Source organism: Planomicrobium sp. CPCC 101110, assembly GCF_007859395.1.
GTDB lineage: Bacteria > Bacillota > Bacilli > Bacillales_A > Planococcaceae > Planococcus.
The window spans coordinates 271165-284215 of the sequence record NZ_VOHD01000009.1; the positions used below are offsets into that span (position 1 = coordinate 271165).

A 13051-nucleotide genomic window follows, 5' to 3' on the forward strand; every position below is an offset into this window, starting at 1 on the left:
TGGCATGATAAGAATTAAAAAGGATGGAAGTGGAGGGCTTGCGATGGCCATACATTATGAAAACGGTTTGCCTGAAAAAGAAGCTTTTTTCTCTTTGTTTGAAACAACCGGCTGGAATGCTAAATACAGCTTTACAGCGAACGAATTGGAGATAGCCGTCAGCAACAGCTATTTTATAGTCTGCGCCTATAGCGGCGCAAAGCTGGTCGGTACCGGACGCATCATCTCAGATGGAATTTACCAGACTTTGATTGGTGATATGATTGTCCACCCGGATTATCAAAACCAAGGCATTGGAAGTGAAATACTGGCCGCGCTTATCGCAAAATGCCAAAAAGACGGCATGAAGCAGATCCAATTGACGAGCGCTAAAGGAAAAATGGGGTTTTACAAAAAGTTCGGTTTTGAAGCACGTCCCGCCGATGCAGCCGGCATGCAAAAACACCTATAATTCCTCATATGCTCATGCACCTTCTATAAATTATACTTATTTAAGGTCAAACAATTACGAGAGAGCAAAAGTACAGTAATCCCGTTGTTTACAGTTGCCTCCCGCCTGTGCGCGACTGCTGCATCCCTTGGCAAATCGCAATGCTCCTGCCTTACGGGCGCGCTATTTGTATGATGAAGAAAAGTGGCGTTAAACCGTCTATAAAAGATTCTTTGCTTTCAGGTTTTTAATTGCCGTTACAGTTCACCAAAGCAACTGGAAAAGAGGAAACAGAAGATGAAGAAGAAATGGATGATTTACGGAGCAAGCGGCTATACAGGGGATTTGATCGCGCATGAAGCGGCAAAACGCGGCATGTCGCCTGTTCTGGGTGGCCGCAGCGAAGAAAATCTTTTGCCTCTCGCCATCAAATTGAAATTGGAAGTTCGGGAATTCCCGATTGATGCCCATGCTTACAAATTTCTTGAAGACATTGATTTGGTGCTTCACTGTGCAGGGCCTTTCAGCAACACAAGCGCCCCTATGATCGAGGCCTGCATCTCAGCTAAAACGCATTATTTGGATATCACAGGCGAAATCACCGTGTTCGAGCATACACAAGCAAAAAACCGCCCGGCAAAAGAGCAGGGCGTCATTTTATGTTCCGGCGTGGGATTTGATGTCATTCCAACCGACTGCATTGCGCTAAAACTAAAAGAACTGCTGCCGGACGCCACTCATCTGTCTCTCGGCTTCGATTCGGATTCCGGGATATCGCCAGGGACCATGAAAACAATAATTCAGGGGCTTGGCTCAGGAAGCGCCGAAAGACGGAACGGAGCGTTGGTTCCAGTGCCGCTTGGAAGCCAGCGCCGCACCATCGACTTTGGCCGGGGCGCTCGATCCGCAATGGGCATCCCATGGGGTGATGTATCGACGGCATTCCATACAACCGGCATCCCGAACATTTCCACCTGGATTCCAATGGCGAAGCACCGAATTACGGGGGCGCGCTTGCTTGCCGGATTTGGTCCAGCCCTTGCCTCTTCTTTCATGCAAAAAAAATTAGCGGCTTGGGTCGACCGACATATCAGCGGCCCTGATGAAACGCTGCGGTCCAGTGCCCCCGCTTATGTGTGGGGAGAAGCGCGGAATGCCGCAGGCAAAGTGAAGACTGTCCGGATCCAGACCGCCAATGTGTATGACCTCACGATATACGGTTCGCTTGCTGTAGTGGAAAAATTGCTTAGCGCCCATTACGGAGGCGGAAGTTTTACACCTGCCGGCCTTTTCGGTCCCCATCTGATTGAAGAGCTGCCCGGATCCGGAAACTTTCAAATCGATTAAAAAAGCTGGCCCGCCTGTTTTGGCGGGTCAGCTTTTTAGCAGTTGCATCCGTTGGTTGAACAAAGTCGGATAAGATAAAAACCCGAGCATTACACTGGTGACAGCAGCAGTCGTCAATAGTAAAAACATGATAAGCAATTGAAACTGCACTGCTTGGATCGGATCTGCACCAGCAATTATTTGGCCGCTCATCATTCCCGGCAACTGGACAAGCCCTACCGTTTTTTGGCTTTCGATCGTCGGAATCATGCTCGCTTTGATGGAATGCATCAACTGATTATGTATTGCTTGTTTTGGCGTTCCTCCGAGCGACAGGATGAGTTCCGTTTTATCCTGATGCGTTTCGACTTCCGCAGTAAAGCGATTCAGAAATAAGATCGCCAGGACCATGGAGTTTCCTATGACCATCCCGCTGATTGAGATGATATATTGGGCAGTTGGCGGCGTAATTCCGAAACCAAGCAGCACACTTTGCGTCAGCACCTCCACAAACACGAGCGTTACAGCGACTTTCCATATGATGCCTTTGATTGCGGCGCCTTTTTTTTGGGCGTTATGCGTTGCTGCAACAATCATCAACGTGACCATCAAAAAAATATACAGCAAACTTTCAGAATCAAAGACAAATTTTAAAATATAGCCGACCGCTAACAGCTGAACAATAGAACGCGCCGTCGCGATTACGGTATCCCTTTCCAATCCGAGGTGCAACGTTTTTGAAAGCAGGAGCGGCAAAGCAACAAAAATCAATGTAAGCGATAATGTCCAATAACTCATACCGCCCCTCCTTTCACAAAACGTCTGACTTTTTCCGTAGCAGGCGATTTCAAAAGATCGCTTTCGCCGGTTTCAATCACTTCGCCTTCCATCATTACCCATGTGAAATCACCGATATCCAAAGCTTGCTGCAAATTGTGGGTAATCCAAATCATAGTGGTCCGGTATTTGCGGTTGATGGCTACAATAAGTTCTTCTATTTCCTTCAATGAGGTCCGATCCAATGACGAAGTGATTTCGTCGAGCAATAATATAGCTGGCTGGTTTACGAGTGTCCGCGCGATGGAAACTTTCTGCCGCTGGCCGCCTGACAGGTCACTGACATTCCGGTGGAGAAACTCTTCTTCTAGTCCAACATCATGCAATAACTGCAGCGCCGCATCTTCGGAAAGCTTTTTGTTTTGCAGTTCCATCGGCAAGGCTAAATTGCCATAAACGGTACCGCTGACCATCGGGGCGCTTTGGAGTGCAATCCCGACCAAGCGGCGCAATTCTGTCGGTTCATAGCTTTCGATCAGCTGTCCTTTTACATACAATTCACCCAGAGCGGGCGACAACAACCCGTTGCATAATTTCAACAAGGTGGTTTTTCCGGCGCCGGATGGCCCGACCAATGTCGTTATTTTTCCCTCCGGGAACGAACCTGTAACACTTTTTAATATTTTATTGCCGTCAATGGCATAGCTTACATGATTGAAATGCACAGCCGGTTTGTAATCGATAGACATGTCGCCACTTCCTTCTATAACAACAAAACGGCACACCAGTAAGCGTGTACCGCTTTTTTATAATTATCCTTCTTCCATTTTCCGCGCAGCAAATTCATCATTCATCTTCAAGAAATATTCGCCGCCTTCAGTGATGTTTTTCATGCGCGCAATGATGTCGCGGAACATCTTTTCTTCTTCCATTTGCTCTTCGATAAACCAATCCAGAAAAGATGCGGTGGCATGTTCCTGCAAGTCAGCTGCCAATGTAACTAGCGCATAAATATGACTGGTCACATCTTTTTCTTGGGCCAGGGAGCTTTCAAGCACGTCCATGGTATCTGCATAATGGTTCTTCGGTTCTGCCAATGCTTGCAATACCGGTTTTTCATCCATCGTGACCAGGAAATGATAAAATTTCATTGCATGAAAATGCTCTTCTTGCGCTTGCACTAAATAGAAATTGGCGAAGCCATGGTACCCTTTTTTCGAAAAATGGGCTGCCATTGCAGTATACGAATGCGCTGCTTGTAATTCGTTATTAAACTGGTCATTCAAAGCCAAGGTCAACTTTGCCGGTAACATGCGTATTCCTCCTCTTTCTTATTTAGAATCATTCTAATGTAGCCAATATAGCACACTAAGCTTTCAATTGCAAAATTAGTACGCAGCATAGAAAGCGCCGTTTTATGAGTTGTTCCCTTTTAAATCTGTTGGATTCAAAAAAAATAAAACCCATAAGAAAGAATAATTGATTACTTTTAGTAAGTAGTTGTAGTATGATAACTATACAAAATAGAATATTCATTTTAGGGGGAAATCCGAATGGAAACCATGAAACTAGAACCAAAGGTTTTTGAAGTGTTGAAAGATAAAATCCAAATGATTCCATCCGACGAAGGCGCCATTTACCTGGTCGGGCCAATCCGCCTGCCAGTCAATCTATATGATGAAACGGTTATCTTCAACTGGTATTGCTGGCTTAATTACGATGAAGTGACCGAAGACTACGGGCGCATCATCGAAAAGCTTTCTTCATCCAATTTGGCTGAATATCAGCAATCCAGCGTGCTTGTTTATGGGGACTTCGAACAAGCGGATGATGCTTTGATCCGTATGCACTCGATTTGCCATACGGGCGATATTTTCGGCAGCAAGCGCTGTGACTGCGGCTTTCAGCTGAAACAATCGATGAAGCAAATTGTGGAGTCAGGCACAGGCGCCCTCTTCTATTTGGCAAATCATGAAGGGCGCGGCATTGGCCTTTTCAGCAAAGCCATGGCCTATGTTCTCCAGGAAAACGGCTATGATACGGTGGAAGCGAATGAAAGCCTGGGCTTTGTCGATGATTCGAGAAATTACGGGGATGCCATTGCCGTTTTGAAAAGCTTGCGTTCAAAACCTGTCACTCTTATCACCAACAATCCCAAAAAACTGGCTGCACTAGAAGAGGCTGGTTTGCCGCTTAGCGGAAGAACTTCCCTATGGGGCGATGAATCCGAATTCAATACAAATTACCTGCAGACTAAGATCAGCCGCTCAGGCCATATAAAGAACGAGGAGGCTTCCGTCCATGTCGCACCATGAATTTTACATGGATCTGGCTTTAACGAATGCCCAGACAATGAAAGGCCAAACCGATCCGAACCCGCTTGTCGGCTCTGTCATTGTCAACGATCAGCGGATTGTCGGAATTGGCGCCCATTTGAAAGCAGGGGAGCCGCACGCTGAAATCCATGCAATTCGTATGGCCGGGGACTTGGCGCATGGCGGAACAATTTACGTTACACTTGAACCTTGCTCCCACTATGGACGGACAGGGCCATGCGCCCAAGCCATTATAGACGCCGGCATCCGCAAAGTCATCATCGCCACTTTGGATCCCAATCCGCTTGTTTCCGGAAACGGCGTTAAGATGCTCGAAAATGCTGGAATTGAAGTAATTGCAGGAATCCGCGAAGAAGAGTCGAGAAAAATGAATGAAGTATTCAACAAGTTCATCGTTGAAAAGCGGCCTTTCGTGACCTTGAAGGCTGCTTCTACGCTCGACGGTAAAATCGCTACTCGCACCCTTGACAGCAAATGGATCACTTCACCGGATGCCCGCCAGGATGTACACCAGCTGAGAAGCGAAAACATGGCCATTCTGGTAGGTGTCGGAACTGTCATTGAAGACGACCCGGAATTGACCGCCCGCATTCCAAATGGCCGCAATCCGCTTCGTATTGTACTGGATTCGGCTTTGCGCATACCAATGGAAGCGAAGGTGTTGAATGACGGATTAGCAGAGACTTGGATTTTCACGAGCCGGAAATACAACCGGCAAAAGCGGCAACAGCTTGAAGCCCGGGGGATTTCCATTTTTGAAACAAGCGGAGAAATTCGGGTGGACGTGCAGGACATGCTCCGCATGCTCGGAGAAAAATCCATCTCCTCCCTTTTCATTGAAGGCGGCGGCACCATCAATTCGGCATTTCTTGAGCAAGGCTTGATCGATAAGGTTGTGCTGTACTTTGCTCCAAAGCTGATCGGCGGAAAAGATGCGCCTACCTTCCTCGAAGGAACCGGGTTCGGCTTGATGAAAGACGCAGTGGAATTAGCAGGCGGAGAATTCACAAAAGTCGGGAAGGATTTCCGGTTTACGGGCTATCCTGAAAAACGGGGAGAAGACAAATGAAATTCGGCTTTGATATAGACGATACATTGATCGGATTGCGTGAATACGCATTCAACCTATACCAAAAAAAGCTTGGGCAATCGGTGCCAATGGATGTGTTCCATGCCCTGGATCGTGTGGAAATACACGAAGCGTTCGGGCTGACAGACCAAGAAGGCGCAGAGATGTGGAAACAATCGCTGGAAGAAATTTATTACACCGAATGTCCCCCTTATCCTGGGGCCATCGATTTTTTGCAGCAGCTTGAAAAAGAAGGGCATGAAATTTACTATATAACTGCACGAAGCGCCAAGCATGGCGAAAACACGAAGAAATGGATGAAGCGGCAAGGTTTCCCGGTACGCGATGACCGTTTTTTCTGCGGCATGAAAGATGCCGAGAAAGCAGAAATCATCAAGAAACTGCAATTGGACTATTATGTGGATGATAAACCCGCAGTTATCGATACGTTGGCTGGCGGCCCGGTCAATGTGCTGGTGAAAGACCAATCGTATAACCGCCATATGGACTTGCCCCGCATCAAACACTGGGCCGATTTGAAAAATTTGATCAATAATTAACTTGGAGAGGCTTTTTCACTTTCAAAAAAGGGCCGATTGAAACTGCTGTTGAAGAGTCCATGTTTTTCCAGGGCCGACAATCAATAGAAAAAAGCGGCTCCTTTGTCCGGAGCCGCTTTTTATTATTCCAGCTTGTGGTTTTCATTCAAACCGCTCGTGCTGAAAGCATCGTCGATATTATCAAACCGCTCTAGCCTTGTCACTTTGCCATCTCTGATTTCCATGAACGTATAAACGATAACATGCCCATCCTGGTTTTCCCAAACCGCTTCTTGTTCATACACAACGCGTTGGCCGGCAGCATAGCGGGTGATTGTGTGCAGGTTCACGCCTGTATTTTCCATCCATTGGACAAGCAAATCATGGCCAAACCCCGCTCCTCTCGGACCTATCAGTTCGATGTTGGGATCAGATACCTCAAGAACGCCTTCTACATCTTGCGCATTCACTTTTTCAACCCATACATCTGCCGTTTCAATCACGTTGCTCATGAAAAGCTCTCCTTTCGTCTCTATCAATAATCAGCGTTTTTCAACCTTTTGAAAGCGGTGACGAAATGCCCGGGATCTGTATACACTTTATAGGCAAGGACACCGCGATGGGTATGCAAATACAGCAGATTCGCTTCATCGGAAAAAGAACGGTAAGACATGTCCCACACGTTGGCCAAATGGAAATGCGACGCTGAAGCGGTCACTGTGTCCTCATATAAATGGAGAGCGTGTTCGGTATGGACGATTTTCATTTCACCGGCTTCAATTGAGCGTTCTGTATCAATGTACGTAATTGATGCCAATAAATTTGAATTGTCCATTTCACTGCCTCCTTGCATTCTGTTTTCTGCAGTTTACCTCAAGGCACAAGGCGATAACAAGCGAAACGCGAATTCCTTGCCGCGTCATTTCTCGGGATCAAAGTATTCGTTTGATAAATCGCCGTTGACGCCAATCGCTGCGGCGCTTCCTTCCCCTGCCGCAATAACAAGCTGCGAAGGGACGATAAGCGAAGCGTCTCCTGCAGCATAGACATTCCAGACATTCGTCCGGCCATATTCATCTGTTTTGATGCCCCCATAACTATTTTGTTCACAGCCAAGTTCATCAGCGAAAGAAGTGGAATGGCTCCAAAGCGGAGTCGTGAAGCCGCCGACTCGATCGATCAATGTACCATCTTCAAGCCTGACGCTGCGCAATTGCCCGTTTTCCCCTTCCAAGCCGCTAAGAATATCTTCGTAAACTTTGATGCCCTTCTTAAGAAGACTCTCTTTTTCTTCTTCTTCGAGCCTTCCGATTCCATTAGTGAAGACCGCTAGATCACGGCTCCAGTTGTATACTTTCTTGGCGAGAGCGTAAACGTTCTTGTCTGCAATAACAGCAAGCGGCTGATCCTTCAGTTCCCATCCGTCGCAGTACGGGCAGCTATACAAACTCGTGCCGTAAAATTTCTCGATATCCGGAATGTTCGGGAGTTTTTCTTTCACTCCCGCCGCCAGGATTATTTTAGTGCTATGGAACGTCTCCCCTTCGGACGTTGTCAATTGATAATGCGTTTCGCTTAAGCGTTCAATGCGCTCGATTCTCTTTTTCTTCAGTTCTACACAATCGTATTTCTTTATATCTTGCCGAGCCAAATGCTTAAGTTCCTCTGGTTGGATGCCGTCCCGCGTAATAAACCCATGTGATTCCCGTGTAACCAAGTTGCGGCCATTATCATCATCAAAAAGAACGGTTTTCCGTCTGGATCTTCCCAAAACCAAAGCTGCATTCAAGCCCGCAGGCCCGCCTCCAATAATTGCGCAATCGTATATCATAGCATCCATCCTTCGCGTAAATCGGTTACCTCAAATCTTCCCGCTCTGCTAGCCCATTAAACAAGAACAGCAGCACTCTTCCCATCTTTTTTGAATAGCCCCCAAAAAAGCCGCCCCCTTTAGGGAGCGGCTTCGTATTATACTTGTTTTGCCAATAATCCGGTCAGCACTTCACCAAAAAATGCATTTTCTTCCGGCGTTCCCACCGATACACGGATGTGTTCCGGCAAGCCCCACGTTTTACCGTAACGGACAATAACACCCTTTGACATCAACTCTTTATAAATCTTCTCGCCTTCCGGCCCCACATGCGCGAGCACAAAATTGCCCATGCTCTTTGTATACGATAATCCAAGGCTGTCGAAGATTTTATACAGCTGTTCTCTTCCTGCTTTATTGACCGACTGCGATGCGCGGACATGTTCAGTGTCGCCGATAGCTGCAGTGGCGGCGATCTGGGCAAGACTGTTGACGTTGAACGGTTCCTTCACTTTCAAGATTGCTTGAATGATGAATTCCGGTGCGATTCCGTACCCGACGCGCACACCGGCAATCCCGTATATTTTGGAAAAGGTCTGAAGGGTCAGCACAGGATAACCCGCTTGGATAAATTCAATGCCGTTCGTATAATCCTCATCTTCAGCGAAATGGCTATACGCAGCGTCAAAGACAATAAGCGCCGCTCCATTTACCGCTCTCACCAATTTTTCAATATCCGCTTTTGCTATATAAGTCCCTGTCGGATTGTTTGGTGTACAAATATAGATCAATTTCGTTTTTTCCGTTATCGCCGCGATCAACGCATCGACGTCGTATTGGAAATCTTCCGCAAATGGGACAGGAACAACAGCAGCCCCCATAATATGAGCTCCGAAATCATATTCACTAAACGACGGCGAAGGAACAATCACTTCGTCTCCCGGCTCAAGAAACGCTTCGGAAATCAAGGTGATCAATTCATCCGCTCCATTAGTCGGAATAATTTGCTGCGAGGCAACGTTGTATTCTTCGGCAATGGCCTGCTTCAACTTAGAGGCATCTGCATCGGGATAGCGGTTCAATTCCGCCAAGCCGTTTCGGATCGCTTCGAGCGCTTTAGGAGAAGGCCCGAGTGGATTCTCGTTCGAAGCAAGCTTGATGACGCGTTCCAATCCCAATTCTTTCTGCACTTCCCAAATCGGCTTGCCCGGTGAATAAGGTTCGATTGCGCCTAGCGTTTTGCGCGGTTTGATGTTATTTGTCTGTCCCATAATGATTCCTCCAGAAAACTTGATTTATTTGTTGATAAAAAAGTATGAATATTTGGTTTCATAGGTAATTATAACAGGCAAAAGTTCCAAATCAATGCAGCAAATCGACTTCTTTGGCATTTCCCTCATAAAACCCTCACCAACTGTCACAGTTTTCACTTTATACTCGCTTGCTTTATGCCGTTCTTTTCCGCTGGCGATTGACCAAGTAGATACTTGTTACAATCAAGGCCAATCCGATAGCCAATGTATAAGTGACCGGCTCGTGCATAAAGGCCGTTCCTGTCAAAACTGCAATCAATGGCACCAGGAAAGTGAACGCTGCCACTTTGCTTGCTTCCCCCTTATTGATCAAGTGAAAATAAATAACGAATGCAATCGGGATACCGAATGTTGACCCAAAGCCCAAACCGATAAGATATGAAAAGTTCCAAGTGATGTCCCCCCAACTTTCCAGCCAAGTCCCGATAGCCGTTAAAATAGCGCCTCCGATAACGAATTGCAGCGAAACCATCCACATCGAGTCGACGGTTCCGCTCATTTTTTTAACAAAAACAACTCCGAGAGCCCAACTGATTGCCGCAAGCAACGCGAGAATTATGCCTGTGATTGAAAGCGCACCGCCAAAGCTATCGGCGCTTATCACAACAATACCAAGAAAACCGGCAAACAAACCGGTTATTTTGAGGGCCGTCATTGATTCTCCCAGCCAAAGCCAGGCAAACACTCCAATCAATACCGGCTGAAAATAAATCAGTACCGAAAACAAGCCGCCAGGCAAGTAATCGAGCCCCATTGTTTGCAGTCCATAAAAAAGCACCGCATTCAATAACGCAGAAATACAATAAGCACGCCAATTTTCGCGCCACCGGATGCGCTTCCATGAAGGCAGCAGCACAAGCCCAAGCATAATGCCGCCCAGAAGCGACCGCATCCCCGCAAATAAAATGGGTGGCGTAAAATCGAGCGCCACTTTATAAATAGACCAGCTGATTCCCCAAATCACAACTAAAAACAGCAGCAAGCCCATTGCACGTGTAAAAATTTTTTCCATTTCAAAGCCTCCTGCATATAATAGGTTCTATTATACAGCCCCACTATATTATTTGTATCGCCTTTCCAAGTATGGTTAACTGAAACGAGACAAATGAAGAGGAGATTTTGCATGATAAATAAAATGAAATTCACTTTAGCCCCTTTTCTCTTATTGTTGACGCTTGGGGCATGTTCAGATAAGGAAGAAGCTGCATCAACAGAAGAAACTGCTCCGGAAACCGAAGTGCAGCAGGATGCCGCAGCAGAGCAGCCCGCTTCAAAAATGGAGCTGCCGGCCAGCGATGAAGTGGCAGTAGTCGTCAACGGCGAAGAAATTAAAGGCAATATCTATAACAGTGTTGCCCGCCAGTTGGAATCTTCACTTGCTACGCAAGGCCAGGATACAAGCAGTGCTGAAACTGCGGAACAAGTGAAATCCCAGGCGGTTACAGTGATCGTCGGCAACAAGCTCATCATCCAGGATGCCGAAAAAAAGGGCCATAAAGCGGATGAAACTGTTTTAAAAGAGCGTCTTGAAGAAATGAAGGGCAACTTCGAAAGCGAAGAAGCCATGAACGAAACACTGAAATCGACTGGCTATACAATGGAAGATTTGGAAAACCAGCTTCGCGAACAGCTCGTCTACGAAAGCTATGTGGCGAAAGAAATTGAAAGCGGCAAAGTAACGGATGCCGAAGTGCAAGAAGCATACGATGGCTTTGTTGAATCGTCGGAACAAGAAGCTCCAGCGTTTGAGGAAATGGAACCGACCATCCGCCAGTCCCTTGAACAGCAAAAAACGCAGGATGCGGTATTTGAACGCATTGAAGAATTAAAAAAAGATGCGAAAATCGAAGTGAAAGTTTAAACAAAAATCCCCAGCGCAATGCTGGGGATTTTTGTTTATAGCTTATCTGCGCAAAATGCCAGCACTTCCGCCTCTTCATCGTCTTCCAGGCCAAATTCAAGCACGCCGCGCGACAGTTTGTCGGTAAAGTTATAATGGGCAATGCGCGCTCCGTTGTCGTCTGTTGCCAAAATGACGCGCAGCTCAAGGCCGCCCGCTGTATATAACTCGTCGTCTTCATCTACTTCGATGTCCAGTAAAAATTCATAGCGCTTGCCGACTATGATGCCTGTCGGGTCTTTTAGTTCTTCAAAAATATAATTCGTGATTTCCATTGTTACACCTCCACCCCCTTATTTTAGCCTGTCTCCTTTTTTTTGGATAGCAAAAGGATGAAAACCTCATATGTTTGATAGCTAAATGGAAGGGAATTATAAAAAAGTCGAACATACAAAGGAGTGGGCATACATGAACGTACTGGTAATTGGCGCGAATGGGCAAGTGGGACAGAAGGTTGTAAAGGCATTGGCCGATTCACAGCATGAAGCGACAGCCATGGTCCGCAAAGAAGAACAAATGGAAAACTTGAAAAAATTGGGTGCTTCCCGGGTTGTTCTTGGCAATCTCGAAGAAGATTTCAGCGATGCATACGAAGGTGTGGATGCCGTCATTTTTGCGGCTGGTTCCGGCGGCTCGACAGGCGCAGACAAAACACTGACAATCGATTTATGGGGCGCCGTCAAAGCCGCGAAGTATGCAGAAGAAAAAGGCGTGAAGCGCTTTGTGCAACTTAGTTCCATGGGCTCCGATAATCCGGATGCCGGCGGCGAGAAAATGAAGCCGTACCTTGTGGCCAAGCGGACAGCCGACGACTTGCTGCAAACAACTGACCTTGACTATACCATTGTCCGGCCTGGCGCACTTGCAAATGAAGATGCAGTCGGCAAAGTCGAAATAGCTGAAGATGGATTCCCTTCTATGGAAGGGCGGTCCATCACCCGCGCAGATGTTGCGGCGCTTCTTGTCGATGTACTCGACAAGAGCAATACCTATTACAGAACTTTCGAAGTGCTGCAAGGCGACACAGTTATCGAAGACGCATTGAAATCGTTGTAACTGCCAGAACACCTGGGCAAAGAAAAAAGAGCGAATGGATTTTCGCTCTTTTTTATGTTACGATAGGCAATACGATAATTAGAGGACGTGATAAACATGATTAATATTCAATTGCCAAAAGCGGACGTGACGATTACTCAGCGCAAACAAGAAATCAATGGCGACGAAGCGGTCATCAAACCGATTTACGGCTTCATCGATTTGCACGAAATTCCGCGCGACAAGGGCGGCATCATCCAGTTTTTCAACCACAGCGGCGAGCTATTGTTTGTCGGGAAAGCCCGCAAACTTCGCCAACGTGTGAAAAAGCACTTGGAAGATACCGTTTCGCCATTGAAAAACCACCGCGAAGAAATTCACCGCATTTCGGTAACGATTGTTGAAGATCCAATGGAACGCGATATTTACGAGACTTACGTGATCAATACGCAAAAAGCGAAATACAACGTAGACAAAGTGTTCTACAAAGACTGAAAAAGGCACCCTCGGGTGTCT

17 protein-coding genes are annotated in these 13051 nt (G+C 46.7%); 8 read left to right on the forward strand and 9 right to left on the reverse strand.

Features of this window, described 5'->3' with window-relative positions:
* The first annotated feature begins 43 nt into the window (after positions 1-43).
* Complete coding sequence (locus FQV30_RS15335; protein WP_146501022.1) at positions 44-451, forward strand: GNAT family N-acetyltransferase; 408 nt, start codon at positions 44-46, stop codon at positions 449-451.
* Positions 452-727: 276 nt separating this feature from the next.
* Positions 728-1777: a saccharopine dehydrogenase family protein gene (locus tag FQV30_RS15340; protein ID WP_146501023.1), complete on the forward strand. Its 1050-nt coding sequence runs from the start codon at positions 728-730 to the stop codon at positions 1775-1777.
* 27 nt (positions 1778-1804) lie between these two features.
* Here the strand turns inward: FQV30_RS15340 and FQV30_RS15345 are convergent, their stop codons facing one another.
* The 3 genes from FQV30_RS15345 to FQV30_RS15355 form a co-directional block, all read right to left on the reverse strand.
* Positions 1805-2554, reverse strand: coding sequence for an ABC transporter permease (locus FQV30_RS15345; protein ID WP_146501024.1), 750 nt, complete (start codon positions 2552-2554; stop codon positions 1805-1807).
* Positions 2551-3282, reverse strand: a complete 732-nt coding sequence (locus FQV30_RS15350; protein WP_146501025.1) for an ABC transporter ATP-binding protein — start codon at positions 3280-3282, stop codon at positions 2551-2553. Before FQV30_RS15350 ends, FQV30_RS15345 begins: the two co-directional genes overlap by 4 nt.
* Positions 3283-3345: 63 nt before the next feature.
* Positions 3346-3846, reverse strand: coding sequence for a ferritin (locus tag FQV30_RS15355; protein WP_146501026.1), 501 nt, complete (start codon positions 3844-3846; stop codon positions 3346-3348).
* A 240-nt stretch (positions 3847-4086) separates the two neighbouring features.
* Between FQV30_RS15355 and FQV30_RS15360 the strand changes: the two genes are divergently transcribed.
* Genes FQV30_RS15360 through FQV30_RS15370 form a run of 3 tightly spaced genes read left to right on the forward strand, consistent with a single transcriptional unit; the run spans position 4087 to position 6498 of the window.
* On the forward strand, positions 4087-4848 hold the full coding sequence (locus tag FQV30_RS15360) for a GTP cyclohydrolase II (protein ID WP_146501027.1): 762 nt from the start codon (positions 4087-4089) through the stop codon (positions 4846-4848).
* Positions 4835-5938: a bifunctional diaminohydroxyphosphoribosylaminopyrimidine deaminase/5-amino-6-(5-phosphoribosylamino)uracil reductase RibD gene (ribD, locus tag FQV30_RS15365; protein WP_146501028.1), complete on the forward strand. Its 1104-nt coding sequence runs from the start codon at positions 4835-4837 to the stop codon at positions 5936-5938. Before FQV30_RS15360 ends, ribD begins: the two co-directional genes overlap by 14 nt.
* Complete coding sequence (locus FQV30_RS15370) at positions 5935-6498, forward strand: 5' nucleotidase, NT5C type (RefSeq protein WP_146501029.1); 564 nt, start codon at positions 5935-5937, stop codon at positions 6496-6498. The genes ribD and FQV30_RS15370 overlap by 4 nt, the downstream gene beginning before the upstream one ends.
* 122 nt (positions 6499-6620) lie before the next feature.
* Here FQV30_RS15370 and FQV30_RS15375 read toward each other — a convergent pair whose 3' ends face one another.
* From FQV30_RS15375 to FQV30_RS15395, 5 genes are all read right to left on the reverse strand, one after another.
* On the reverse strand, positions 6621-6989 hold the full coding sequence (locus FQV30_RS15375) for a nuclear transport factor 2-like protein (protein WP_146501030.1): 369 nt from the start codon (positions 6987-6989) through the stop codon (positions 6621-6623).
* 23 nt (positions 6990-7012) lie between these two features.
* On the reverse strand, positions 7013-7312 hold the full coding sequence (locus tag FQV30_RS15380; RefSeq protein WP_146501031.1) for a hypothetical protein: 300 nt from the start codon (positions 7310-7312) through the stop codon (positions 7013-7015).
* Between the two features lie 84 nt (positions 7313-7396).
* On the reverse strand, positions 7397-8308 hold the full coding sequence (locus tag FQV30_RS15385; protein WP_146501032.1) for an NAD(P)/FAD-dependent oxidoreductase: 912 nt from the start codon (positions 8306-8308) through the stop codon (positions 7397-7399).
* Positions 8309-8445: 137 nt separating this feature from the next.
* The gene (hisC, locus tag FQV30_RS15390) at positions 8446-9558 is read right to left on the reverse strand and encodes a histidinol-phosphate transaminase (protein ID WP_146501033.1); all 1113 of its coding nucleotides are present in this window, start codon (positions 9556-9558) and stop codon (positions 8446-8448) included.
* A gap of 175 nt (positions 9559-9733) precedes the next feature.
* Positions 9734-10612, reverse strand: coding sequence for a DMT family transporter (locus FQV30_RS15395; protein WP_146501034.1), 879 nt, complete (start codon positions 10610-10612; stop codon positions 9734-9736).
* Between the two features lie 111 nt (positions 10613-10723).
* On the opposite strand from FQV30_RS15395, the gene FQV30_RS15400 reads away from it, so the two are divergent.
* On the forward strand, positions 10724-11461 hold the full coding sequence (locus tag FQV30_RS15400; protein ID WP_146501035.1) for a SurA N-terminal domain-containing protein: 738 nt from the start codon (positions 10724-10726) through the stop codon (positions 11459-11461).
* Positions 11462-11496: 35 nt separating this feature from the next.
* Here the strand turns inward: FQV30_RS15400 and FQV30_RS15405 are convergent, their stop codons facing one another.
* A complete protein-coding gene (locus FQV30_RS15405) occupies positions 11497-11775 on the reverse strand; it encodes a DUF6509 family protein (protein ID WP_146501036.1) in 279 nt (92 codons plus the stop codon).
* A 133-nt stretch (positions 11776-11908) separates the two neighbouring features.
* Here FQV30_RS15405 and FQV30_RS15410 point away from each other — a divergent pair, with 133 nt between their 5' ends.
* Positions 11909-12556 carry an SDR family oxidoreductase gene (locus FQV30_RS15410; protein ID WP_146501037.1) on the forward strand — a complete coding sequence of 216 codons (648 nt, stop codon included), beginning with the start codon at positions 11909-11911 and terminating at the stop codon, positions 12554-12556.
* A gap of 90 nt (positions 12557-12646) precedes the next feature.
* A complete protein-coding gene (locus tag FQV30_RS15415) occupies positions 12647-13030 on the forward strand; it encodes a nucleotide excision repair endonuclease (protein ID WP_255473502.1) in 384 nt (127 codons plus the stop codon).
* The last annotated feature ends 21 nt before the right edge of the window (positions 13031-13051 follow it).